Origin of the sequence: Sphingomonas sp. dw_22, from assembly GCF_018449795.1 — a bacterium.
In the GTDB taxonomy this organism is placed as follows: Bacteria; Pseudomonadota; Alphaproteobacteria; order Sphingomonadales; family Sphingomonadaceae; genus Sphingomonas.
Genome location: NZ_JAAVVE010000006.1, coordinates 78,829 through 101,705, shown reverse-complemented (window position 1 = coordinate 101,705; position 22,877 = coordinate 78,829). Strand labels below are relative to the sequence as shown.

Below are 22,877 nucleotides of genomic sequence, written 5' to 3'. Positions count from 1 at the left end.
ATCAAACCTTTGCAGCGATGGTGTCGGGATAGGCGCGGTCGAAAATCTCGTTTGCCCAGAGTAGTGAGATCAGTTCGGTGTCACCGATATTGGTCACATCATGGGTCCAGCCCGGGACCGTCTCGACGATTTCGGGTCGCTCACCGGAGACGATGATCTCGTGCGTTTCGCCGGTCACAACATGACGGAAGCCAAAACGCGCGATTCCGTGGACGATCAGAAACTTCTCGGTTTTGCTATGATGGTAATGCCCACCGCGCGTCACCCCAGGGTGAGCCGTGAAATAGGAAAATTGCCCCGAAGTGCGGGTTTTCAATATTTCCGAGAACGAGCCACGGGGATCGGAATGTGCAGCAATGACGTAGCTGAATTCCTCGAGCGGCAGCGCGGAGACATAGGTCGAATAGAGTGCGCGGGTCAGTCCGGTTCCGACGCTGTCGATCAGATTGTCGCTGCGATCCTGGCGAAACCCGGCAATCGTCTCGGCCACTGCGCCGACCGTCGTGTGATATATCGGATCGATTGTCACCGCGCCTTCGGGCGCCTCGCCGTTCACGATGGCGACCAGCGCGGCCATGACGTCGTCGATGTAGACCAAGCTGAGTGGGGCGGCAGGATCGTTGACCTGGATCGGCAAGCCACGGGCGATATTATGGCAGAAAGTCGCCACTGCGGAATTGTAGTTCGGTCTTGCCCATTTTCCGAATACGTTCGGCAGGCGTAGGATGTGAACAGGCGATCCCGTCTCTTCGGCCAACACCTTGAGGCGCTCTTCGCCGGCCAGCTTGCTACGACCATAGTCGGTTGGTTCTTCGGCTCGACTGGATGAAGCATACGCGATGCGCACCGGATGTCCGGCCGCTGCGACGGCTTCGGCGATCAGATCGGCGGTGCCGTGATTTACCGCCATGAATTCGGCCGGGTCCGTCGGTCGATTGGCACCGGCCAGATGGATCACGGCGTCGGCGTCCGCGATTGCCGTGAACCAGGATTCGCGCGTGCTCTCACGAGAGAGGGGCACGGCATCCATGCCCAGTTCGCTCAACCGGACGATGAAATTACGGCCAATGAAGCCATTGGCGCCCGTGACGACGATCCGCTGTGCAGGCATCAGTCAGCCCGCCCCGCTTCACCACTCAGCACCGCTTGCATGTAATCGAGCTTGTGCAGGATTGCCGTCATGCCGGTCTGGTCTAACTGATCGGTGTTGTGCGAATTGAAATCCGCGGCCTCGGAAATGCGGCGCTCTCCTTCCTCCACGAACACTGCATAGTTGAGATCGCGGTTGTCGGGCGGGACACGATAATAATCGCCGCGGTCTTCCGCTACGGCCATTTCTTCTCGACTCAACAGTGTCTCGAATAGCTTCTCCCCGTGACGCGTACCGATAATCTTCATCGGATGGTCTGGCTTGCCGAGCACTTCCAAGACGGACTGCGCAAGCACTTGGATCGTTGCTGAGGGAGCCTTCTGGACGAACATGTCGCCGTTCCGGCCGTGCTCGAAGGCATAGAGCACCAGATCGACAGCTTCGGCCAACGTCATCACAAAGCGGGTCATCGCGGGATCGGTAAGCGTCAGCGGCAAGCCCTTGCGCACCTGGTCTACGAAGAGCGGAATAACCGACCCTCTCGAGGCCAGGACATTGCCATAGCGCGTCGCCGTGATCGTCGTCCGAGTATTCAGCGCCAGTCGCGATTTGGCGACGACTACCTTCTCCATCATCGCCTTGGAAATGCCCATGGCGTTGATCGGATACACGGCCTTGTCGGTCGAGAGGCATACTACCCGCTCGACACCCGCTGCGATTGCGGCTTCGAGCAAATTGTCCGTGCCGATCACATTGGTTTTCACCGCTTCCATCGGATGGAATTCACAGGAGGGCACCTGTTTCAGTGCGGCTGCGTGGAAAATATAGTCGACGCCTTGCACCGCACTCGCCACGGCGCGTATATCGCGAATATCGCCGATATAATATCGCAGACGAGCGTCGCGATAATGGAGGCGTTGATCCTCTTGCTTCTTTTCATCCCGACTGAAAATTCGGATTTCTGAAAATGGCTCGTTGATAAAGCGCCGAAGGACGGTCGAGCCGAACGACCCGGTGCCGCCGGTGATCAGAAGAATCTTGTTTTCGAACATCGTGATTCCTGAAACTGGGGATGCTCGCGCAACACCGGGTGGGCTGTTGAGCTTCGTGCCGGACCACCTAGCAAACCCCTTCTTTAGATCAATAGCAAAGCCTTTTCCCTGCCGTGACCGCGGCATCGCGACGCTGTTGCCGCGTGCTCATTTGGCGCGAGGATGGGGCGTTGCGCCATCTATCGGCGATCCTGCCCAAGCGATCGGCGTTCAGGTTGCGGCGCTCAGCCGCCTGCTTACCGTCAGCACTCCTTCTGCGTATGCCGCAGCCGTCATGCCGGAGGCGGAGTTGCCCGCAAGCTGCAAGTCGCCCACCTTGCCTTGAATGCGAATGCCAAAAGCACACTCTGCAGCCTGGCCTCGAGTGTCGGTGCATATATTGTCCAACAGAACGAGTCTGTGGATGAGCGATCCTGCTCCGTTGAAATCCACACCAATGCCTTGTGGCGTTGAAAAGGCTCCGGCGCGGGACAAATTGCGGCAAAGATTATGTTTTAACTCTATCGATCCGAGTTCACCATTGGGGTTAGTGATTATTTGGGAACCAAATGTCGTCTCGTTGAATGAATTATTCTCTATTTGAAAATTATCGTGAATCTGGTTGGGTTTCGCCGTTGCCTGAAGGGTGAATCCTGATGAAGCTGTTTTTTTCGCAAATGAATTAACCTTGTTTCCTTTTACGATGACATTTGTTTGGGATAGTGGGGAGAGGCATCCGATGCCGATTTTTATGTCAACGCCCGGATATGTAGTATCGTCAAATGTTATTACGTTATTGTCGATAATTACATTGGATACATGAGATTGTTCTCCATAGAACATTATGCCAAAGCCACTAACTCTATTTAATTCATTGTCAGAAATGGTTATATTTGTTGATATATTTTCAGTTCTATTTCCATCAATCCATACACCCTGATAGTAATTACTAATCTTGTTACCGATGAACCTTTGATTAGATCCGTGCACTTCAAATGCTACGTTTCCGCCGATATCCGTTTTGGGCGCACGGTTCGCGAAGGTGCATTTCTCGCACACGACATCCTGTGCCCAGGCGTAGATTGCGCTATGATCTGGCGTATCGAGGCCGCCATCGATGAATTGGCAACCATAGATTCTCCAGTTGCGGCCCAGCGTTGTGTTGGACGCGTTGGATTGCGCGGTCACGATGCACGAGACGCCGGGCGTATTCACAAACCGGCATCGATCGATGGCAACATTGGTAGCGAGCGCGGCATGTCCGCCCGGCGTGCCGCTGATGAAGATATGCGCTTGATTAAGCAGCCTATATTGTCTTGAGGAACGCGCGGGGCTGATGGGATTGTTCAGCCCGTTCATATCCATCTCGAGGCCTCGCCATGATATGTCGGCGAGTTGCTCGTTGGTGCCAAACATGCACATGAACACGACCGCTTCGTTCGTGCTGACGTCGTTGATGATTCGAAATGTCGCCCCTGGTTCTGCATCGATATGCATGCCGTTACGAATGGCGAAACAGCGTTGACAACGCCCGGCTTCCGCCTCGAACGATCCGATCGGCGTGATATTGTAGAGGCCGGCGGGAACGACCAGGCGCTGCCGCTTGCTTGCAGCGGTGTCGATCGCGCGCTGGATATGGCCAGTAAGCGCCCTTGCCCTGAGTGGGGCATTCTCGACCGTGCGCGCTATGATGCCGGCATGGAACGCCTGTGGGATCAAATCGAATAGGTTGATGGTGTCGGTGCTGGATTGGCTCCGCGCGACAGCCAATGCCGTGAAGGAAGCGGCTGCTGGAGTGACCAAGGTCATGCCAACGATGGCGCGGCGGGACAACGTCGATGGACCGTTTGTCATGGCGAAGATCTTTGCTTGCTGGGGGGGAGGGGCACGACCCCTATAAGCCATTGTCAGGGGCGATTCATTTCGCTGCCATGAACGTGCGATCGCGATGGCCTGTGACAAGAATTACGTAGGGTCCAATATGGGGTAACCGTTGATGGTGGGTCTTTCCGGCGATCCGTCCGGGCAAGACCGGTTTGGCGGCTGCTGCGGCATCATTTCCTGGTTCAAGCAAAGCGTCTCGGGAAAAGGTAGCCCCCTGCATTGGACGGCGGGGAATGTGCGTGCTAGTCGCCCGCCAGAAAACGGGGATCGACGGCGGACTATTGCAATGGCTTCGCAGATGAATAGCGGTCAGGCGTTTTCCGCTGCTATGTCTCGAATTGGAGTGATCATGCCCTTCGTTGAGGTTGCGCGCCCACTACTGGCGCTGCCCAGAGGGTCGAAGCGTTTGATGGCTGCGGCGCTTGACTGCGCGCTATGCGCGTTGACGGTATGGCTCGCCTATTATTTGCGCCTTGGACATTTTGTTCCACTCGCCGGGCGACCCAGCGTTGCAGTGGGCCTTTCGGTCCTAGTTGCGCTGCCGATATTCCATTTCCTCGGTCTGTATCGAATGGCGTTCCGGCGCGCAGGCGCAGATATCCTGCCGGCAGTGACCATGGCATGTGGTGCCTATGGCCTCTGCTACGCGACTGTCGTCACCGCCTACGGCTTTGACGAAATTCCGCGGACTATCGGGATTATCCAGCCGATCCTCCTGTTTCTGGCAGTAGGATTGCTTCGACTGTCGGTCGGCTATGTCTTGGGCGGGCAGATGCAACGGCGCATCGATACGAGGCCTCAGAGAAGCGTATTGATCTATGGCGCTGGTTCGTCAGGCCGGCAGTTAGCTGCGGCGATGAGTGCGAGCCGGGAATTGCGGGTCGTCGGGTTTCTCGATGACGATCAATCGTTGCATGATACGCGGGTAAATGGCCTCCGGGTGCATCCGATCGAGCGGCTGCGCGACCTTGTCGATCACAATAACGTGACCGATGTCATGCTGGCGCTGCCATCGGCACCGCGTCAGCGGCGCAACGAGATCATCCAGAGCTTGCGAGGGCTGCCCTTGACGGTGCGGACCTTGCCTGGGCTGATGGACCTTGCGCACGGACGCGTACAGGCAAGCGATCTGCGCGAGTTGTCGATCGAGGACCTGCTTAGTCGCGAGCCAGTAGCACCTGAAATTGACGCTGTTCGCGACAAGATCGCTGGCCGCACGGTATTGGTCACGGGTGCAGGGGGATCGATCGGTAGTGAATTGTGCCGTCAGATCGTGGCTGCCGGGCCGGCTCGTATCCTGTTACTGGAGACGAGTGAATTCGCGCTGTATGCGATCCACCGTAATTTGACTGAAGTGGCCAACATCGAAGTCGTGCCGCTGCTGGGATCGGTAACCGATGCGTTTCGCGTCACGGAGATCATGCGCGCGTGGTCTCCTGACATCGTATTCCACGCAGCAGCCTACAAACATGTCCCGCTCGTCGAGCACAATCCTCTTGAAGGATTGCGCAATAATGTCCTAGGCACGCTTCGAGTGGCTGAGTTGGCCACCCAGTTTGGTGTGAATGACTTTGTCCTGGTCAGCACGGATAAGGCGGTGCGGCCAACCAATACAATGGGAGCGACGAAGCGACTGGCCGAGCTCGTCCTCCAAGGGCTCGCAGCGCAGGACGGCGGTACGCGATTTTCGATGGTGCGTTTCGGGAATGTGCTCGGCTCCAGCGGATCCGTGGTCCCGTTGTTCCGCGAGCAGATCCGGCAGGGCGGCCCCATCACAATCACCCACCGTGACATCACCAGATATTTCATGACCATCCCGGAGGCCGCGCAGCTTGTGGTGCAGGCCAGTGCGATGGCGACGGGCGGGGAGGTCTTCGTACTGGACATGGGTGAACCGGTCCGCATTGTGGATTTGGCGCGCAACATGATAGAGTTGTGCGGCCTTAGTGTTCGGTCGGACGACAATCCTGATGGCGACATCGAGATCGTGACAATCGGTATGCGCCCCGGTGAAAAGCTCTATGAGGAGCTTCTAATCGGCGATAATCCCCGGCCAACGGCGCATCCCCGGATCATGATGGCATCTGAGCACCATATCCCTTGGCTGGAACTGCGACCCAAACTGGATGAGCTGGAGCATTTTATCGACACCGGGGCTGTCGAATCTGCGCGAGAGCTGTTGTGCGAGTTGGTTTTTGAGTTCGCTCCCGCAAGCGAAATTGTTGACTGGGTGAAAATGCAGACAGCTGAGCGCGGATAATCAAAAATAGCTACTATTGTTGCTATATATCGAGACATTTATGATATCGCGCTCAAAAAACCTGATTAAGCCTAGCTTGTCATTCATCTTGCTGGCGATATTGTTTGGTATTCTATGGATTGCTGGAGGCGCTTCGCGTGCTGATGTAGTCGGGCAGACCGTTGTTCGAGGCGCGGCTTGGTCGTCCCTGATCATCATGCTGTTATTTGGACGATGGCCCGTCTTGGCGCGGGCGAGACCGGCGTGGATATTCCTGGCTGCTGCGATAGTTATCGCCCTGCTTCAACTGTTTCCGCTGCCTGCGGAACTGTGGCGGTCACTGCCTGGTCGCGCGATCCTGATCGGGCCTGCAAGCGGTGAAACAGGAGCATGGCGGAGTCTTTCACTCGTGCCTGGGGCCACCATCAATGCGCTCGGCGCACTGATCGTCCCTTTCTCCGTTCTGATCCTGACGACGGGATTGGCCGATCGCGAGAGGGCCTGGCTACCTAGCATTGTCTTGATACTCGTGGTTGCTTCTATGCTTGTCGGAATTCTGCAGGTTTCGGGAGCGGGTATCGATAACCCCTTGGTCAACGATACGCCCGGCATCGTGAGCGGCACGTTTGCGAACCGCAACCATTTCGCACTGTTCTTGGCCCTGGGCTTCCTCTTTTTGCCGGTCTGGATGTTCCGCGGGGGGCACCGGTTGCGGTGGAGAGGCCCGATAGGCCTGGGAATGTTGCTGTTGTTCGCCTTGATGATTCTGGCCAGCGGATCGCGTGCTGGGATGGCGTTTGGCGTGCTTGCCATCGGTATCGCCAGCCTGATGGCGCGCCACGGACTGCGCCGTGAATTCCGGCATGCCCCGCGCTGGGTTCTTCCAGCAGTCGTCGCTGCTGCCATCACGTTGTTCGCATCGGTCGTGTTCATCAGCGTCGTTTCGGAACGGGCCTTCTCGGTCCAACGCAGCTTGGCGCTCGATGTCGAACAGGACATGCGAAGTCGCGCCCTGTCCACGGTTTTGGAAATGACCCGCGCCGCGTTCCCGGTCGGAAACGGGCTGGGAAGCTTTGACACGATGTTTCGGATCCATGAACCGGCCAATCTCCTGAAGCCGACATATTTCAACCATGCTCATAATGATTATCTTGAAGTCGTGCTGGACGCGGGCCTGCCCGGCCTACTGGTATTGCTGGCCGCTCTGGCATGGTGGATAGCGTCAAGCGTCAAGGCGTGGCGCAATGGCAAAAAGGATGGCGCAACGCTTCCGGTACTCGGCTCGGCGGTCCTGTTGCTTGTCTTCACCGCCAGCATATTTGACTATCCTGCGCGCACGCCGATGATTATGGCGATGATCGTCCTTGCCGCAGTATGGCTTTCCGACCCATCGGATGGCCGTTTACCTAGGTCAGACTAGCTTCTATAGCCCCGCCCCTAGTTTTCCCGGGAAATCTCAAGCGCATGCGAAAGATCTGCACTGCCCTCCTAGTGTTCCTCGCTCTCCCCGCATGCGCGGGTCGCGAGCCGCTTAAGTCGAGCGAACGACTGACCGTCGTGCAGGACAGGGCAACACTGCCCGCGCCGACCCGTCAGGATCTCAACGCACCGGATCGGCCAGCATTGATCGGACCATTGGACACGATCCAGGTCGACGTATTCAACGTCCCGGACCTAAGTCGGGAAATCCAGGTCGATGCCAGTGGCCGTATCGCCATGCCACTGGTCGGCACGGTCGATGCGCGCGGCAAAACGGCCCAGGAGCTGGCGGCAACGGTGGAGACCGCTCTACGTGGCCGATATGTCCGCAATCCCGAAGTCACCGTGAACATCAAGAGTTCGGTAAGCCAGGTAGTCACGATAGACGGGCAGGTCGTCGAGCCGGGTCTGTATCCGGTCACCAACCAGATGACGCTGCTGCGCGCGGTCGCGTCGGCCAAGGGGCTGAGCGAATTCGCGCGGCAGGACGACGTCGTCATCCTTCGGACCGTCGGAGGTCGCAAGATGGCCGGGTTGTACAATATCGATGCGATCCGTCGCGGGGCCTACGACGACCCGCCTATCTTCGCTAACGACGTCGTAGTCGTCGGAGACTCGCCGCAGCGCCGTCTGTTCCGTGATTTCGTGTCGCTGGCCCCCCTTCTCGCCGCGCCGCTCATTGCGGTTGTACAGTAAGGTTTCGAACCGACATGACTATAATTTCGCCAAATTCGGGCGGTGCCGCAGTTTCTGAACCGTCGCAGGTCGGGGGTGTGCAGCCAATGGAAGCTGCTCGCATTCCGATTGTCAGGCAGTACCTCCATATCGCGTTGCGATGGAAATATGTGATCATTGGCATCACGGTGGCATGTGTCATCCTGGGTCTTATCGTCACGTTGCTGATGACGCCTAAGTATACAGCGACTGCAACCGTCGAGATCGCGCGTGAGGCGAACCAAGTCACCAATTTTCAAGGTGTAGAGCGCGAGACTACATCATTCGATCAGGAGTTTTATCAGACTCAATATGGGTTGCTTCGTTCGCGCGCTTTGTCTGAGCGGGTGGCAACGCAATTGCGTTTTGTTGATAATCCAAAATTCTATACTTTGTTCAAGTATACGACAAATGATCCGGCGCTACGTTTGGTCAACGGAGTATTTCCTGCCGCAGGCCGTGCTCAGCGCCAGCAGATTGCCGGCAAGATTCTGCTGCGCAATATTTCGATCAATCCGACGCGTTTATCACGCTTGGTTGATATCGCTTTCAGCAGTTCTGATCCCATCCTTTCCACCCGCGTAGCTAATGCTTGGGCGGAGAATTTCATCCAGACTAACTTGGAGCGGAAGGTACAGGCGACTTCGTACGGTCGAAATATGCTCCAGCGCCAGCTTGCGTTGCAAAAGGAGTTGCTCGACAACAGTCAGCGCCAATTGGTAGCCTACGCGTCGTCGCAACAGATAATCAATCTTCCAGCACAAGGGGCGGGGAGCAGTGGGCCGACCACAGTGGAGCGGTCGATAGTGGCGGACGATCTCGCCGCTCTCAACGCCTCGCTTGCGCAGGCGACCGCTGAGCGCATCCAGGCTGAAGCAAGAGCTCAGCAGGGCGGGAATGCCGGCGCGTCGACAGAGGCGCTTCGCAACCAGGCCATCAATAATTTACGTCAGCGCCGTGCGGAATTGGCTGCAGATTATCAGCGCCTGATGGTTCAGTTCGAACCTGGCTATCCGGCCGCGCAGGCGATCAAGACCCAGATTGATCAACTAGACCGTTCGATCACGCGCGAGGAAGGCCGCGTTTCAGGATCTATCCAGGCGGATTATCGTGAGGCGCTACAACGGGAAAACGCGCTGCAAGCACGCGTGAACCAGTTGAAGGCAAACTATCTCGATAACCGGCGCCGCAGTATCCAGTATAACATCTACCAGCAGGAAGTGGATACCAACCGCGCACTCTATGATGGGCTGCTTCAGCGCTACAAGGAGATCGGTGTCGCCGGCAACATTGGCGTGAACAATGTGTCGGTAGTAGACGCCGCCGATGTGCCCCAGCGTCCGTCCAGCCCCAGCCTGCCAATCAACTTGCTCGTTTCGCTCCTCGCCGGCCTTGGGATTGGTGCGCTCGCAGCCTTTGCGCTCGAACAGATGGATGAGGCGATCGCCGATCCGGCGGAGGTCGAGCGGCGGCTCGGTCTACCGCTGCTGGGCTCAGTGCCGAAGGTTCCGGCCGGCACGTCTCCGCGCGACGAACTACTCGATCGCAAGTCCGACCTGGTAGACGCTTATCTCGCGATCAACACGAACCTTGGCTTCACGACCGCACACGGCGTGCCGCGGACATTGTCGGTTACGTCCACCCGGCCTGCGGAAGGCAAGTCGACTACCGCATTGGCATTGGCGACGATGCTGGCCCGGGCCGGCAGGCGTGTCATTCTTGTCGATGGCGACATGCGCTCACCATCGGTCCATCACTTGGGCGGGGTCGACCACGAACGTGGTCTGAGCAACTTCCTCGCTGGCGATGATGCGATCGATACGCTGACATTCCCGATGAGTGATTTGGGTTTCACTGCGATGTCGGCGGGGCCCATTCCGCCGAACGCGGCCGAGCTTCTGACTGGCGATCGTTTTGGCATGCTGCTTCAGCGGTTGCTCGAACGTTATGATCACGTTGTGATCGACTCCCCTCCTGTCATGGGCCTCGCTGATGCGCCGCTGATAGCGAGCCGGGTCGAAGGCGTGGTCTATGCCGTGGAATCGCATGGTATTCGATCGAGCTTGGTCAAAACTGCACTTGGTCGTCTCGCTGCGGCAAATGCGCGCATTTTCGGCGGCGTGCTGACCAAGTTCGAAGCCCGCAAGGCGCACTATGGCTATGGCTATGAATATGGCTACGGCTATGGGCGTCACGAAGCAAAGTCGTAAGGTATAGACATGTCTATGCGCCGCTATCTCGCGCGTCGCTCTCCGGCTGAGTGGGCGGTGCGGGTAGCGCTGGCTGCAGTTGCGGCAGTCTTAGGCTATTATGGGATCACGTTTTCTGCTGCGCAGGCCGCACGCAAGACGGATCCCGTGCTGGCATATCGGCTTGCCCCCTATGACGGGCGAAACACCGCAGCATATGCCGCATCGATCGTGAGAAACAATCCTACGCTGGAGGACGGTCGACGCGCGGGCGATCTGGCGCGGCGGGCGTTGCGCCAGGACCCAACCGCTGTCGCCGCGCTTTCTACCTTGGGGCTCATTGCCGACCTTCGTGGCGATAGGGCTGACGCGCGGCGGATGTTCGCCTCTGCGCAAGCGCTATCGCGGCGAAGCCCGTCCACTCAGCTTTGGCTGATCGAAGACGCAGTGACACGTGGGAGCGTTCGGGAGGCGCTTCGGCAATATGACATTACGCTGCGCGTCTTCCCCTCACTAGAGGGGATGCTCTATCCAGTTCTCGCCTCCGCTAGCGATGATCCGGAAATTCGGCATGAGCTGGTGAGGACGCTTGCGGGCAAGCCAATGTGGGGTGTGAACTTCATCACATTCATGGCGGGGAGCGACTCGGACCCGCAGGTAACTGCGGCTTTGTTCGTCGATCTGCATCGTGCTGGCGTCGCAGTGCCGCAGGCCGCAGTTGCAGGCGCCGTCAACGCACTGATCGCGGCGGGGCATTTCGATGCGGCTTGGTCCTATTATGCCGCCACGCATCCTGGCGCGGACAGACGTCGTTCGCGCGATCCGCGCTTCTTGGCGCAGGCCGAAGCGCCTTCGCAGCTTGACTGGATCGCTTTGAACGATGGCGGATTGACGACGAGCATTCAGGGCGGCCTGTTTGATTTCTCGGTGCCCGCGAGCGTTGGCGGTCCCTTGCTGCAGCAGATCCAGTTGCTTCCCCCGGGGACCTACCGGTTGATCGGGCACAGCATTGGACTTGACCTGCCCGCCGGCGCGTCTCCTTATTGGATGCTTAGCTGCCGCGGTGGTCGTGAGATCGGTCGTATCGAAATGCCGAATTCGTCAGTCGCCAAGGGGACGTTCACCGGCACATTCAGCGTCCCGGCCGACTGTCCGTCACAGCTGTTGCTTCTCAACGCCCGCCCGACTGACGCGATATCTGGCATATTCGGCCAAATCGATCGGGCCGAACTCGTGCCGGTCAGTTGATATGAAGATGCCGGTAACACTTCGATGGACGTTGGCGGTGCTGAGCGTAACGCTGTCCACTTCGGTGGCAGCGCAGGTACGCCCCACGCCAGCGCCTGTACAAGCGAACGATTTCGGCGAGGGCAGTCAGCCGGAGATACGGCAGCAGGCGCCAATTCAGGCCAATCAGGCAGGCCAGATTGGGGGTTCCGCTGTCGGACAGGTCGGTCAGCGGCAAACGCGCGAAAGCGCAGAGATCGAAACTGGGATAAAGCCGATGAGCCGGATCGCCAACCGGATACAGAATCGGATACAGAACCGTATCCGTAACCGGATCGACCACAACTACGACCCCCAAGCCAATGCGACCAACCCATTCGCGACCGCCGAGGATCAGGCCAGAAAAAGTGGCTCGCCGCGCTGATCCTATGGCCATACCTCGCGGGGTGCTGGAGGTAAGCTTTGCACGCGCGACGCGCGTTGCACGGGTTTGCTATGCGCCTTCGGCGTGCTGATGCTCCGTTGCTGAACCACTTAGTCATTCATGCACAGCTGCTGGGCAAAGCCTATATATGATAATGTCCTTTATCATGGATTTTGCCGGGGCCCGAACGTCACCTCGGAATTATCGGATGCGCCGGCCATCCCCGCCAAGCTCCTCGCAAAGCGGGCGATACACGGAATCGATCTGGAACGTCCGCACGCCCAGGCCATAGGCCTTTTGCAGATCCTTGCGCGCCAGCGTCATGGCGTCGTCGCCGCGATAGTGGAATGTGTTGACCGCCGCGATGGCGTCGAGCCCGTGCAGCCTGGCCAGGTCGATCGCTTCCCTGGTGATCGTGTCCGCACCTTCGAACAGATACCAGGCGCGGGGTAGGGCCTCGCCCCGGGCCGCCGCCGCGCGCAGGGCCTCGCCGTTCGCGGCGCCCGGAATCCGGCCCTGGAAATATCGCTCCGTCTCGACGTCGGTCAGGATATAGGTCGATTCCATCAAGTCGTTCCGCATCAGCGCCCGTTCCATCGCCTGGTAATATTCGGGCTGATTGGGCTCGTTCTTCACGTCGAGCATCAGCCGCATCCGGCCCTTGCAGCGCTCGGTGAGCTCTTCGAACAGCATCGGCCGCGATCCTCCCGGCGTCGCCCGCAGCTGCCGGATCTCCGACCAGTCCATCTCGAGAACCTTGCGGGGATCGCCGTAGAAGCGCTGGAAGGTCGCGTCATGCTGCAGGATCGGGCACCCGTCGCGAGTCCGGCGGACATCCACCTCGGCCATCCAATAGCCCTGCTCGATCGCGGCTTCGAGCGAGGCCGGGCTGTTCTCCGGATGGGCGTCGTCCACCACGCCGCCGCGGTGCGCGATCAGGCGCATCGCCGGCGCATCCTTCGCGGCGAGCGGGCCAGACAGCCCGGCGGCGACAGGGGCGGCGGCAAGCAGTTGCAGGAAATCACGGCGGTCCATGCGGGATACTCCAGGTCTCGGGTCAGGCGGGCGCGGCTCCGTGCCGGCACGGAGCCGCGCCCGATGCGATCGGTCAGAACTTCATCGTGCCGGTGAGCAGCGAGGTCGTGCCGGAATTGACGATGTCCGACACCGCCAGGCTGTGCCTGCCGATATGCGCCCAATAACTTTCGGTGTTGAACAGGTTGGAAATCGACAGATCCAGCTTGGCATTGCCGGTCACGCGCCAGCCGGCATGGAGATCGACCCGGCCCGCCGGGCGCACCCAGACATCGTCCCAGGTCGCCTTCTTGCTCAGCGTGTCATAGTCCGAGACATAGGCGCCGCTGTAATTATAGATCAGGTCGAAAGTGAACGGCCCCTGCTCGTAAAAGAGCTGCGCGTTGGCGAGATAATCGGGGGCGTTCTGGATGCGCTCCATCCGGGTTCCGTCGCCGAGCAGGTCGACGCGGGTCCATTGGCGGGTGAAATTGCCGCCGATGCCCAGGCCGTCGAACGGCGCCGGCATCGCGCTGAAGCGCTGCTGGAAGGACACTTCGAAACCATAGACGTCGCCCGAGCCGCCGTTCGCCGGCTCGACCGTGACGGTCCCGCCCGTGCCCTCCTGGTTCTGCACGCCCGCTGCGGTGCCGGCATCGTAGATATAGTTGCGCAGGCGCTTGTAATAGCCGGCCACCGACAGGCGCGTCCCGGTGGGGAAGCTCCGCTCCGCCGACAGATCGAGATTGAGCGCCCGGATCGGCTTCAGGTCGGGATTGCCCTGGGTGATCGTGACGACCCGGTTGCCGCCCGAATTGGTGACGCTTTCCGTGGCGCCACCGCCGAGCTGCAGGAAGGGCGGCCGCACATAGCTGGTCCAGATCGCGCCGCGCACCACCGAGCGGCTGTCCGGGCGATAGTTGAGCAGCAGGCTGGGCAGCGCCTCGTCGAACGTGGCGTTGCTGTGCTCGAAATGCCCGACCAGCCGGTTGTTGTCGTCGTCGCTCGGCGTGTACCAGAAGGTGCTGTGGACGTCGGTATGCTCGAAACGGAAGCCGGGGATGAGTTCAAGGTCGCCCGTCTTCAGATCGGCCAGCACATAGCCGGCGGAGACCGTCTCGCGCGCCTTCTGGGTGTTGCAGTTGAAGGCGTTGACGGAGTCGCCGCCGCACGAGGTGATCGTGCCGTCGCGGCCGCCAAGGGGCTCGGCCAGCCGATTGTACAGATCGAACAGCGCCCCCAGGTCGATATAGGGGGAGGACCAGTCATAGCCCCGGCCGGGGAAGACGGGGGAGAAGGCGCCCTTGACGATCCCGAGATCATCCAGGGTCTGGATCTCGTCGCCATAAGCGACGCCATAGCCGCGCTTGGTGACGGTGCGCCGGCTCTGGACGAGCTTGCCGCCGAACTTGACGTAGCGCAGCACGCCTTCCTCGCCGAAATCGTAGCGGAGATCGATCTGCCCGCCGAACTTCTTCTGGGTGCTGCGCTTGTCGGTGATGTCGATGGAGCCGCCGGCGGCCGACATGCCCGGAATGTCCTGCATCGCCGGGGTCAGCAGCGGCTGGGGATATTTGTCGGCATAGCCGAACAGCGTGGAGCCGCCATAGGGCGTGGCGGCCGCGACTTCGATATGGTTGGGGCGTGAATTCTGGCCCCAGCTGTAGAAGATGTTCGGCGCGATGTTGAGGCGCCCGAAATCATGTTTGCCGCCGAGCTGGACCGTGCCCAGCGTCGCCTTTTGCGGATTGGTCTCGTACCAGAATTTGGTCGCCACGCTGCCGAGCACCGGGGCGTAGAGGCCGGGGCCGATCGGCGTGCCCTTGGAACCGTCCTGCTTGTCCGTCGCGACGATCTGGGTGAGATTGCTGTTCTGCTCGCTGATGGCCTCCGCATAGGTGGCGCGCAGATAGATCGTCGTGCCGTCATCGGCATGCCAATCGAACGACGCGTTGCCGCTATAGCGCTCGGTATAGCCTTCCGAGACGCCGAAATTGGCGCCCGTCAGGATCAGGTTCTTGGCCGGATCGAGGCCGGGAGCGCTGTTTCCTGCAGCGTCCTGCTGCGCGAAATCGGTGCCATAGTCGCAGCAATGCGCCTCCTGGATGCCGCCGATCATGCTGTTGACGAAATGGCGGATGTCGTAAAACCCGCTGACATAGACGCCGAACTGCCGCCCCGCGCCGAACTTGTGGGCCAGCTCGCCACCGATATTGTAGCCCAGCCCGTCCCGGCCATAGGCGCGGGCGCGGCTCTCCAGCCGGCCGCCGGCGGTCACGCTGCCGCTGGTGTCGCCGCTATAGTCGAAGGCCGTGGGGTGCGGAAATCGACCGTGCCGCCGATCGCGTCGCCGTCCATGTCCGCGCGCGAGGTCTTGTTCAGCACGATCGTGTGCAGGCCGGAGGGGGGCAGCAGGCTGAGCTGGACGGCGCGGCTATAGGGGCTGGCCTGCGCGGCCTGCACGCCGTTGATGAGGTTGATGTTGTATTCGGCATTGAGGCCGCGGATCGACACGAACATGCCCTCGCCGCGCGAGGTGTTGTCGACGCCGGCGGCGAAGCCGGACGATCCGGTGTTCGTCACGTTGACGCCGGGCAGCAGCCCGAGCGCCTCGGCGACGTTGTGGACGGCGGTGTGCGACAGATCCTCGGCCGACAGCACGTCGATGGTGTTGCTGGCCTTGGTCTTCAGGTCGGACGCCTGATCGCGAGTGCCCACCACGACGATCGCGGGTTCCAGCTCCTGCGGCGGCGTCTCGTCCTGGGCGGCCGGGATCGGCCTGGCATCGGCGCCGAGGATCGCGGTCTTCCCGTCGAAGGAGCGCCCGCGCAGCCCCGTGCCGGACAGCAGGCGGCCGAGCGCCGCCCGGACGTCCAGCTCCCCCTTGACGGGCCTGGTCCTGCGCCCTGCGGCCTCGTCGCTCGATACGACGATCTGGATCCCGGCCTGCTCGGCGAATTGGTAGATGCCCGTGGCTGCCGGCTGCTCCGGCACGTCGAAGGAGCGGACTTGCGCCTGGGCGGCGGCGGGAAGGCAGATCGCAGTCGCGACGGCCGCGATGGCCGATCGGCGCGCAGAATAGAACATGAATGGAGACCCCTTTCTTGATGTTCTCAAACAAGGAGACAGCCGCGCGTTCGAAATTCCGTCGGGTGGCCGAATATTAATTCAGGAAGAACTATTTATTTCGTTTTGATTACAATCTGACCGTCACGATACAGGACTTCGGCGCCAACAAGCGCTGCGGCCGCCTCGGCGAACTGCTCGGGCTCATTTGCCTTGAACAGGCCGATGATGCGCTTCTTCCCGAATTTGGGGTCGTCCAGCACGATCTGGGTCCGATTGATGCGATTGAAACGGGCGACGGCCATGGCGATCGGCTCGTCCTTGATCCGGATCTGCGCCAGTTGCGGCAGCGGCGTGGGAACCGGTCTGATCGGCGGCAGGTTGGGTCCGGGATCGAGCTTCAGGCTGGCGCCAGCCCGCAGCAGGACCGCCTGGTCGCCCTCCCCGCGCTCCCAGACCAGCACGCGCCCCTCGCGCACGCTGACCGTGCCGCCGAAGCGGCCGAAGCGCTTCACGGAATATTCGGTGCCGGTCGCCTGGGCGAACACCGCGCCCGATCGCACCACGAAGGGCCGGTGCGTGTCCTTCGCCACCTTGAACCGCGCCTCTCCGCTCAGCAGGACGATCTGGCGCGCGCTGTCCGAAATCGCGACTTCGATCCTTCCCTCGCTGCCCAGCGTCACGATCGACCCGTCCTTGAGCTTCACGACATGATCGGCCTGCGCGACCTGGCCGGCGGGAAAGATCGGCACGCCGACCGCCGAAAGCGCCGCCGCCGATGGCGACGCGACGGCCCCAGCGCCGGGCGGCCGTGGGGAAGCCGGCAAATCCCGTCCGGCGCTCATTGTCGTTGCCCCCCGCCCGACGTGCGCCTGCCCGACGGCGTCTTCCATCGCGCACAGTCCCGCCTGGGCACGGAAAAACGCGCCCCGATGCCGGCGATCGGCATTCAGCCACGCCTCAAGCTCGGAACGGGTCGCGTCGGTCATCTCGCCATAGGCCGCGTGCGTGGCCCAGCGGACAGCCTCATCGTCCGGATCAGTGGGATCGAGGTTGGACAATCAGACGTACCTCTCGTTCTTGCGCTTCTGTTTCGGCGTCCTGGTCCGCGACCGTTTTGAGCACCCGCTTCAGCCCGCGCGCAATGTGATTCTCAACGACGTTCTCGCTCACGCCCAGTTGCCGGGCCGTTTCCTTCTGCGACAGCCCATCGAAACGCCGCAATTCGATCACCCGGCGGCAAGTCGAGGAGAGCGCGGATAAAAGCCCGTTGACGCGCTGCAGTTCCTGGCTGGCTTCCACGGCCCGATCGGCGGTCGGTTCATTATCAAGGACGTCGATCCATTCGTCATCCGTCATGGCCGTGAAGTTCGCGACCTTCGCCTAGCGCACCATATCGACGGCGACGCTGTGCAGCGTGCGCAGGAAATAGGCTTTGGGGCTGACGATATGGCTTATCGATTTCAGCGCGGAGAGCCGGCAACAGGTCTCCTGGATCACGTCATCGACATCGATCGTGTTGCCCCAGCGCCGAGCGAGCCAGCTCCGCGCGGCGCCTTCATGGGGCAGGATCTCATGCGCCACCCATATCGAGATACTGTTGCGATGGGCGATCATCGATACGGCCAATTGCGTTGCTGGACTGCCGCAAGCCGAATCGGCGTGAGGAACAGGAGGCTCCCTCAACCGCACCCGTGACGGGTTGATGACATGCCTACGCCGCTGGAAGGCGGAGGGGCGCCTAATGCCACGCCTGACCGGGAAAGCCGATCGCGTATCCGTTCAGAAGCCTAGGGCGATAACCGTCACCTATCAGTCGAATGGGCTCTCAAACCCTGCAAATCCTGGCGCTTCGGCGTCCTTCGCCGACAGTACGGGCTCCACGCTCGCCGGCCATTCGATCGCCAGTTCGGGATCGTTCCACCGGATCGCGCCTTCGCACTCGCGCGCATAGGGCGCGTCCACCTTGTAGAGCACCTCGACATCCGGGGTCAGCGTCATGAAGCCGTGCGCGAAGCCGGCCGGTATCAGCAACTGGTTGAACTTCTCGGACGACAGCTCGAGCCCGACCCATTGCCCGTAGCTCGGCGAGCCGCGGCGGATATCGACCGCCACGTCGAAGATCGCGCCGCGCAATACGCGAACCAGCTTGGCCTGGGCGAAGGGCGGCGCCTGGAAATGCAGCCCGCGCACCGTACCGGGCTCGGCGCTTAGCGATTGATTGTCCTGTACCCAGTCGATCGAGATTCCCTCGGCCTCGAAAGCCGAGCGCTTGTATACTTCGGAAAAGAAACCGCGATGATCGCCCTGCTTTACCGGCAGGATTTCGATGACCTCGGGAATGGCGAGACGGCGGAATTCGGTCATGCTTGGGTCACCAGTTTCTTGAGATAAGCGGCATAGCCGGTTTTGCCGAGCTTAGCCGCGCGGGCGAGCACCTGGTCCGCGCCCAGCCAGCCAGCGCCCAGCGCGATCTCCTCGGGGCAGGCGATCTTGATGCCGGTGCGATGCTCGATCATGCGGACGAACGAGCCGGCCTCGTGCAGGCTCTCATGCGTGCCGGTATCGAGCCAGGCATAGCCGCGGCCGAGCCGGGTGATGGTCAGATCGCCGCGCTCCATATAGATGCGGTTGACGTCGGTGATCTCGAGCTCGCCGCGCGCCGCGCGCCGAGGGACGGATCGAGCGGGCGAGGTCGGTCACGTCCTTGTCGTAGAAATAGAGGCCGGTGATCGCCCAGTTGGACTTGGGATCGGCCGGCTTCTCCTCGACGCTGAGCGCGCGGCCGGTCTCGTCGAACGAGACGACGCCATAGCGCTCCGGATCGTCGACATGATAGGCGAAGACGTTCGCCCCGCCCTTTTCCGCTTCGGCCACGGCGGCCTTGCATTTGTCGCCCATGTTCGCGCCGTGATAGATATTGTCGCCCAGGATCAGCGCGTTGGGCTGGCCACCGACGAAATCGGCGCCGATGACGAAGGCTTCCGCCAGGCCGTTGGGCTGGGGCTGCACCGCATAGCTGAACTGCACGCCGAATTCGGATCAGTCGCCCAGCAGCGCCTCGAACATCGGCAGGTCGCGCGGCGTGGAGATGATGAGGATCTCGCGGATGCCGGCCAGCATCAGCACCGACAGCGGATAATAAATCATCGGCTTGTCGAAGACCGGCAGCAACTGCCTCGAGATCGACAGCGTGGCGGGGTACAGGCGAGTGCCGCTGCCTCCTGCCAAGATAATGCCCTTCATTTGCGAATATGCCCCTTGGTGATCGAGAGGCGGCGTTTATCCGAGTTGGCGGTGGCTGCCCACCCTGTTCGCCGATGCTGTCTCGAAAAGAACTGTAGCGCCACACCCCTGCATGATTAGTGCCGATCTCGGGAAGCAGCTCGAGCCTTTGTCGCGCAACTCGTCGCGACGGGGCGCTACAACTCCAAGAGCGAAGTCCTGCGCGAAGGCGTAAGGCTCACCCAGGATCGGGAGACGCGGCTGGCGGCGCTGAACGCGTCGATCGCGCGCGGCCTGGCCGAGGCGCAGGCGGGCGCACGAAGTCGGCGTCCGAAGTCTTAGACCGGCTCGAAGCCAAATATCGCGCGATGACCCGCGGCACCGAAGATCGTCCACGGCGGAGGCCGAGGCCGACATCGAGGCGATCGGCGATCATATTGCCCGGGACAATCCCGAGCGGGCCATCCGCTTCACGGCCGAGCTGCGCGGCAAGTGTCTTGGGCTCGCCGATTTCCCCAGGAGGTTCCCCCTGGTCCCTCGATACGAGGCCCAGGGCATCCGCCGGCGCATGCACGGCGACTATCTGATCTTCTACCAGGAGGCGGCCGAAAAGGTGGCGGTGCTGCACGTCCTGCATGGTGCGCGGGACCATGCGGCGATCTTAGGGCTCCTCAGTGGCCGTAGGTCTTGATGCCCTGCCGCCGCAGCTTCACGCGCCGACGGCGCCGCCAGGCTAGGCTGCCCCAGATCGAGAGGCCAAGGAGGGAAATGGCGATCAGGCCATAGGCGATGAGTTCACGAGACAATGACGTACCTTCGATTTTCGAAGCGATTGACGACCATACCCATTTCTAGACAGATCCGTTGCGGATGTGGAACCTAATCCATAAAAAATCCGTCCTATCCCCCCCCCGGAATGCGCCGCGCCAGCCTGGAGCATTTCCTACTCGAAAGCACGAACTTTGCACCCGGATCCGGGCTTTTCCTCTCGCACTGTGTGATTGTGGTCCCAAAAGTTCGTGCTTTCGAGTAGGAAATATATGGAACGACTCGCCCCACCCCGCCCTCCTAGCAATCCCCCCAATCGTAGCGTGACTGTTCCAGCTGGACAGCCCCTTGAAGGGCGAGACTCGTAGCGAGCGCTCGCTGATGGCCTTTCCCTTCTTCTCTTTGTCGAAGACCGCCTGGATGAAACCCCTATGCCCGGCTGTCCGAGGCGCTGGGGCGGCGGCAGGGCACCCAAGTCAAGACCAATATCGAGGCCGGCGGCGAGGGCGAGGAGGGCTTTTTCTCCTGGCTGTCCGAGGCAGCTTCATTACAGCACCACCCGCGCCGGCGAGCGCCGGCTGAAGGCGGTGAAGGTCCGGCTACGCACTGGCTCTATCGCGCGATCCTGCGCGATCGCCAGATGCTCAACTATGCCGCCGCATATTTCCAGCTCGGCCCGATCGAGCGGCGCATCTACGAGGTGGCACGCACGACCGCCGAGGATGGCCGGCTTGAAGTGGATCTCGCGACCTTCCGCCTGCAGGTCGGCTATCAGAACCCGCTGCCGAATTTTCGCTCTGCAATGAAGGGGATAGCCCAAGCGGACGCAATCCCCGACTATCATGTCGAGCTGGTCGAGGACGCCGCCGCGCCACCCCGGTGCGGGTGGTGATTATCGCCCGCACGAAGCGGCGCTGCCCGCATCGTCCGAATCGGAAACGCAGGATGCCGGGGCCGATTCGGCTGGCCGCGCGAATTGATATCCGAAATCACGAACCACAGGCGCTTTCTTTGTTGGATTTTAACTGCGAGATTTGCCGATGCCGGCATTTGGCCGGCAGTGAGCGAACAACGGAATGGCTGTGACCACATAAAGGAAAGCCCGGCACGAAGGCCGGGCACCCCAAGGCTATAGGGAGTGACGTCGCCAAACGTCGATCCGGGTTCCCGTCGTCTCCTATCAGATAACTGAGGTGGTCCCGCCTTTTTGGACAGTTTTGCGACTGAGCTAAGCTAATCCTGGTTGTCGTTCATGCCGCCATTTTGGTCATCAGATCATGGGGGGCATGCCCCCCATGATCTGATACGCCGATCCGCCTATAGGCCTCCGCCGGGGTTTGCCCGGCCAGACCCGAGTGGGGTCGCTGGTGATTATAATAGGTGATCCACCGGCTGAGGCCAGCGCGTAGCTCGGAGCCGGTCTCGAAGGCGTGCAGATAGACGCACTCATATTTGAGAGAGCGCCACAGGCGCTCGATGAAGACGTTGTCCATCCATCGCCCCCGGCCATCCATGCTGATCCTCACCTCGGCATCTCGCAGCACGCTGGTGAACGCGAAGCTGGTAAACTGGCTACCTTGGTCCGTGTTGAAGATCTCGGGCCGACCGAAGCGCCCCAGCGCTTCCTCCAGCGCCGCGACGCAGAAGCCCGCGTCCATGGTGTTCGACAGCCGCCACGCCAGCACCTTGCGGGTCGCCCAGTCCATGATCGCGACCAGGTAGAGGAAGCCTCTCCGCATCGGGATATATGTAACGTCCGCGCACCAGACATGGTTCGGCCGTTCGATCGCCAACCGGCGCAGCAGATAAGGATAGACCCGATGCTACGGGTGCCGATCGCTCGTGCGGGGCCGCTGGTAGATGGGCGAGAGCCCCATCATGCCCATCAGCCGCCGCACCCGGCGCCGGCCAACGTCATAACCCTCACGCCGCAGATGCCGGACCATCTGGCGGCTGCCATACCACGGCATGTCGAGGAACGACGCGTCAATCACCCGCATCAGCGCCAGCGTCTCCTCCGTCGCCGGCACCGGCGCATAATAGTAGCTCGACCGGCTGATCGACAGCAGCCGGCATTGCGCCGTGATCGACAGATCGTCGTGAGCAGGGTCGATCCACTCCCGCCTCCGCGCCACGCTCATCGACCGGAGGCCTTCGCTAAAAAATCCCGCTCCACCAGCAACTGGCCGATCTTGGCGTGCAGCTTGTCCACTTCCGCGTCGCTGGCCGCCCTGGCCGCTTCGCCAGCACCGGAGAACGTAGCCGACATCCCCTCGATCGCCTGGCGCTTCCATGCCGCGATCATCGTGTGGTGCACCCCATGCTTCGCCGCCAACTCCGCCAGGGTCAAATCCCCACGGATCGCCTCCAGCGCCACCTTCGCCTTGAAATCCGCGCCGTAGCGCTTCCTCGTCGTCTTCATTCCCGTCCGTTCCTCACGTCGGGATTAGCTTAGCGACCTGTCCAGAAAACCGGCACCACCTCACGATGTCGGGTATGATCTTCGGATCGGCGCCCAGCTTCGAGA

At 60.9% G+C, this 22,877-nt stretch carries 19 protein-coding genes and 3 pseudogenes; 9 read left to right on the top strand and 13 right to left on the bottom strand.

The features are described 5' to 3' along the window. Position 1: 1 nt before the first annotated feature. From HB724_RS04595 to HB724_RS04585, 3 genes are all read right to left on the bottom strand, one after another. Positions 2–1,111, bottom strand: coding sequence for an NAD-dependent epimerase/dehydratase family protein (locus HB724_RS04595; RefSeq protein WP_213979731.1), 1,110 nt, complete (start codon positions 1,109–1,111; stop codon positions 2–4). Further along, on the bottom strand, positions 1,111–2,142 hold the full coding sequence (locus HB724_RS04590; RefSeq protein ID WP_213979730.1) for a polysaccharide biosynthesis protein: 1,032 nt from the start codon (positions 2,140–2,142) through the stop codon (positions 1,111–1,113). Before HB724_RS04590 ends, HB724_RS04595 begins: the two co-directional genes overlap by 1 nt. A gap of 210 nt (positions 2,143–2,352) precedes the next feature. Next, positions 2,353–3,930, bottom strand: coding sequence for a hypothetical protein (locus HB724_RS04585; RefSeq protein WP_213979729.1), 1,578 nt, complete (start codon positions 3,928–3,930; stop codon positions 2,353–2,355). A 187-nt stretch (positions 3,931–4,117) separates the two neighbouring features. Here HB724_RS04585 and HB724_RS04580 point away from each other — a divergent pair, with 187 nt between their 5' ends. The 6 genes from HB724_RS04580 to HB724_RS04555 all read left to right on the top strand — a co-directional run bounded on the left by HB724_RS04580 (position 4,118) and on the right by HB724_RS04555 (position 12,277). Continuing rightward, positions 4,118–6,265 carry a nucleoside-diphosphate sugar epimerase/dehydratase gene (locus HB724_RS04580; RefSeq protein WP_213979728.1) on the top strand — a complete coding sequence of 716 codons (2,148 nt, stop codon included), beginning with the start codon at positions 4,118–4,120 and terminating at the stop codon, positions 6,263–6,265. 40 nt (positions 6,266–6,305) lie between these two features. Beyond that, positions 6,306–7,664, top strand: coding sequence for an O-antigen ligase family protein (locus tag HB724_RS04575; RefSeq protein WP_213979727.1), 1,359 nt, complete (start codon positions 6,306–6,308; stop codon positions 7,662–7,664). A gap of 44 nt (positions 7,665–7,708) precedes the next feature. Then, entirely contained in the window at positions 7,709–8,419 is a 711-nt protein-coding gene (locus tag HB724_RS04570; protein WP_213979726.1) for a polysaccharide biosynthesis/export family protein, read from the top strand. A gap of 86 nt (positions 8,420–8,505) precedes the next feature. Further along, complete coding sequence (locus HB724_RS04565) at positions 8,506–10,647, top strand: polysaccharide biosynthesis tyrosine autokinase (protein ID WP_256731318.1); 2,142 nt, start codon at positions 8,506–8,508, stop codon at positions 10,645–10,647. A 15-nt stretch (positions 10,648–10,662) separates the two neighbouring features. Beyond that, the gene (locus HB724_RS04560; RefSeq protein ID WP_213979724.1) at positions 10,663–11,874 is read left to right on the top strand and encodes a hypothetical protein; all 1,212 of its coding nucleotides are present in this window, start codon (positions 10,663–10,665) and stop codon (positions 11,872–11,874) included. 1 nt (position 11,875) lies between these two features. After that, positions 11,876–12,277, top strand: a complete 402-nt coding sequence (locus tag HB724_RS04555) for a hypothetical protein (protein ID WP_213979723.1) — start codon at positions 11,876–11,878, stop codon at positions 12,275–12,277. Between the two features lie 201 nt (positions 12,278–12,478). Here HB724_RS04555 and HB724_RS04550 read toward each other — a convergent pair whose 3' ends face one another. The 8 genes and pseudogenes from HB724_RS04550 to rfbA form a co-directional block, all read right to left on the bottom strand. Then, positions 12,479–13,312, bottom strand: a complete 834-nt coding sequence (locus HB724_RS04550; RefSeq protein WP_213979722.1) for a glycerophosphodiester phosphodiesterase family protein — start codon at positions 13,310–13,312, stop codon at positions 12,479–12,481. A gap of 73 nt (positions 13,313–13,385) precedes the next feature. Further along, positions 13,386–15,569 (bottom strand): TonB-dependent receptor, encoded by a 2,184-nt coding sequence (locus HB724_RS04545; RefSeq protein ID WP_213979721.1) that lies wholly within the window; start codon positions 15,567–15,569, stop codon positions 13,386–13,388. Beyond that, positions 15,566–16,378 (bottom strand): STN domain-containing protein, encoded by an 813-nt coding sequence (locus HB724_RS04540; RefSeq protein WP_213979720.1) that lies wholly within the window; start codon positions 16,376–16,378, stop codon positions 15,566–15,568. The genes HB724_RS04545 and HB724_RS04540 overlap by 4 nt, the downstream gene beginning before the upstream one ends. 95 nt (positions 16,379–16,473) lie before the next feature. Continuing rightward, complete coding sequence (locus HB724_RS04535) at positions 16,474–17,418, bottom strand: FecR domain-containing protein (RefSeq protein ID WP_213979719.1); 945 nt, start codon at positions 17,416–17,418, stop codon at positions 16,474–16,476. Then, entirely contained in the window at positions 17,396–17,716 is a 321-nt protein-coding gene (locus HB724_RS04530; RefSeq protein ID WP_213979718.1) for a sigma-70 family RNA polymerase sigma factor, read from the bottom strand. Before HB724_RS04530 ends, HB724_RS04535 begins: the two co-directional genes overlap by 23 nt. A gap of 24 nt (positions 17,717–17,740) precedes the next feature. Next, the gene (locus HB724_RS04525) at positions 17,741–17,974 is read right to left on the bottom strand and encodes a sigma factor (protein WP_213979717.1); all 234 of its coding nucleotides are present in this window, start codon (positions 17,972–17,974) and stop codon (positions 17,741–17,743) included. 195 nt (positions 17,975–18,169) lie between these two features. Continuing rightward, on the bottom strand, positions 18,170–18,724 hold the full coding sequence (gene rfbC / locus HB724_RS04520) for a dTDP-4-dehydrorhamnose 3,5-epimerase (protein WP_213979716.1): 555 nt from the start codon (positions 18,722–18,724) through the stop codon (positions 18,170–18,172). Further along, a pseudogene (gene rfbA, locus HB724_RS04515) lies at positions 18,721–19,603 on the bottom strand (glucose-1-phosphate thymidylyltransferase RfbA). Before rfbA ends, rfbC begins: the two are co-directional and overlap by 4 nt. 195 nt (positions 19,604–19,798) lie before the next feature. Between rfbA and HB724_RS20410 the strand changes: the two are divergent. After that, positions 19,799–19,924: pseudogene (locus tag HB724_RS20410) on the top strand (hypothetical protein); the annotation flags it as partial. Between the two features lie 16 nt (positions 19,925–19,940). Further along, positions 19,941–20,273 (top strand): type II toxin-antitoxin system RelE/ParE family toxin, encoded by a 333-nt coding sequence (locus HB724_RS20405; RefSeq protein ID WP_346344666.1) that lies wholly within the window; start codon positions 19,941–19,943, stop codon positions 20,271–20,273. On the opposite strand, the gene HB724_RS20400 is transcribed toward HB724_RS20405, so the two are convergent. After that, the gene (locus tag HB724_RS20400; protein WP_256731317.1) at positions 20,254–20,388 is read right to left on the bottom strand and encodes a hypothetical protein; all 135 of its coding nucleotides are present in this window, start codon (positions 20,386–20,388) and stop codon (positions 20,254–20,256) included. The genes HB724_RS20405 and HB724_RS20400 overlap by 20 nt on opposite strands. Positions 20,389–20,789: 401 nt before the next feature. Between HB724_RS20400 and HB724_RS04505 the strand changes: the two genes are divergently transcribed. After that, positions 20,790–21,242: a replication initiator protein A gene (locus HB724_RS04505; protein ID WP_213979770.1), complete on the top strand. Its 453-nt coding sequence runs from the start codon at positions 20,790–20,792 to the stop codon at positions 21,240–21,242. A gap of 358 nt (positions 21,243–21,600) precedes the next feature. Here HB724_RS04505 and HB724_RS04500 read toward each other — a convergent pair. After that, positions 21,601–22,772, bottom strand: a pseudogene (locus HB724_RS04500) (IS3 family transposase). Positions 22,773–22,877: the final 105 nt, after the last annotated feature.

Excerpts from the sequence above, each read along its gene's own strand:
- HB724_RS04565 (WP_256731318.1), top strand. The coding sequence starts at position 8,506 with ATGGAAGCTGCTCGCATTCCGATTGTCAGGCAGTACCTCCATATCGCG.
- HB724_RS04580 (WP_213979728.1), top strand. The coding sequence starts at position 4,118 with ATGGTGGGTCTTTCCGGCGATCCGTCCGGGCAAGACCGGTTTGGCGGC.
- HB724_RS04550 (WP_213979722.1), bottom strand. The coding sequence starts at position 13,312 with ATGGACCGCCGTGATTTCCTGCAACTGCTTGCCGCCGCCCCTGTCGCC.
- rfbC (WP_213979716.1), bottom strand. The coding sequence starts at position 18,724 with ATGACCGAATTCCGCCGTCTCGCCATTCCCGAGGTCATCGAAATCCTG.
- HB724_RS04560 (WP_213979724.1), top strand. The coding sequence starts at position 10,663 with ATGCGCCGCTATCTCGCGCGTCGCTCTCCGGCTGAGTGGGCGGTGCGG.
- HB724_RS04575 (WP_213979727.1), top strand. The coding sequence starts at position 6,306 with ATGATATCGCGCTCAAAAAACCTGATTAAGCCTAGCTTGTCATTCATC.
- HB724_RS04570 (WP_213979726.1), top strand. The coding sequence starts at position 7,709 with ATGCGAAAGATCTGCACTGCCCTCCTAGTGTTCCTCGCTCTCCCCGCA.
- HB724_RS04590 (WP_213979730.1), bottom strand. The coding sequence starts at position 2,142 with ATGTTCGAAAACAAGATTCTTCTGATCACCGGCGGCACCGGGTCGTTC.
- HB724_RS04525 (WP_213979717.1), bottom strand. The coding sequence starts at position 17,974 with ATGATCGCCCATCGCAACAGTATCTCGATATGGGTGGCGCATGAGATC.
- HB724_RS04540 (WP_213979720.1), bottom strand. The coding sequence starts at position 16,378 with ATGTTCTATTCTGCGCGCCGATCGGCCATCGCGGCCGTCGCGACTGCG.
- HB724_RS04555 (WP_213979723.1), top strand. The coding sequence starts at position 11,876 with ATGAAGATGCCGGTAACACTTCGATGGACGTTGGCGGTGCTGAGCGTA.
- HB724_RS04585 (WP_213979729.1), bottom strand. The coding sequence starts at position 3,930 with ATGACCTTGGTCACTCCAGCAGCCGCTTCCTTCACGGCATTGGCTGTC.
- HB724_RS04595 (WP_213979731.1), bottom strand. The coding sequence starts at position 1,111 with ATGCCTGCACAGCGGATCGTCGTCACGGGCGCCAATGGCTTCATTGGC.
- HB724_RS04530 (WP_213979718.1), bottom strand. The coding sequence starts at position 17,716 with ATGACGGATGACGAATGGATCGACGTCCTTGATAATGAACCGACCGCC.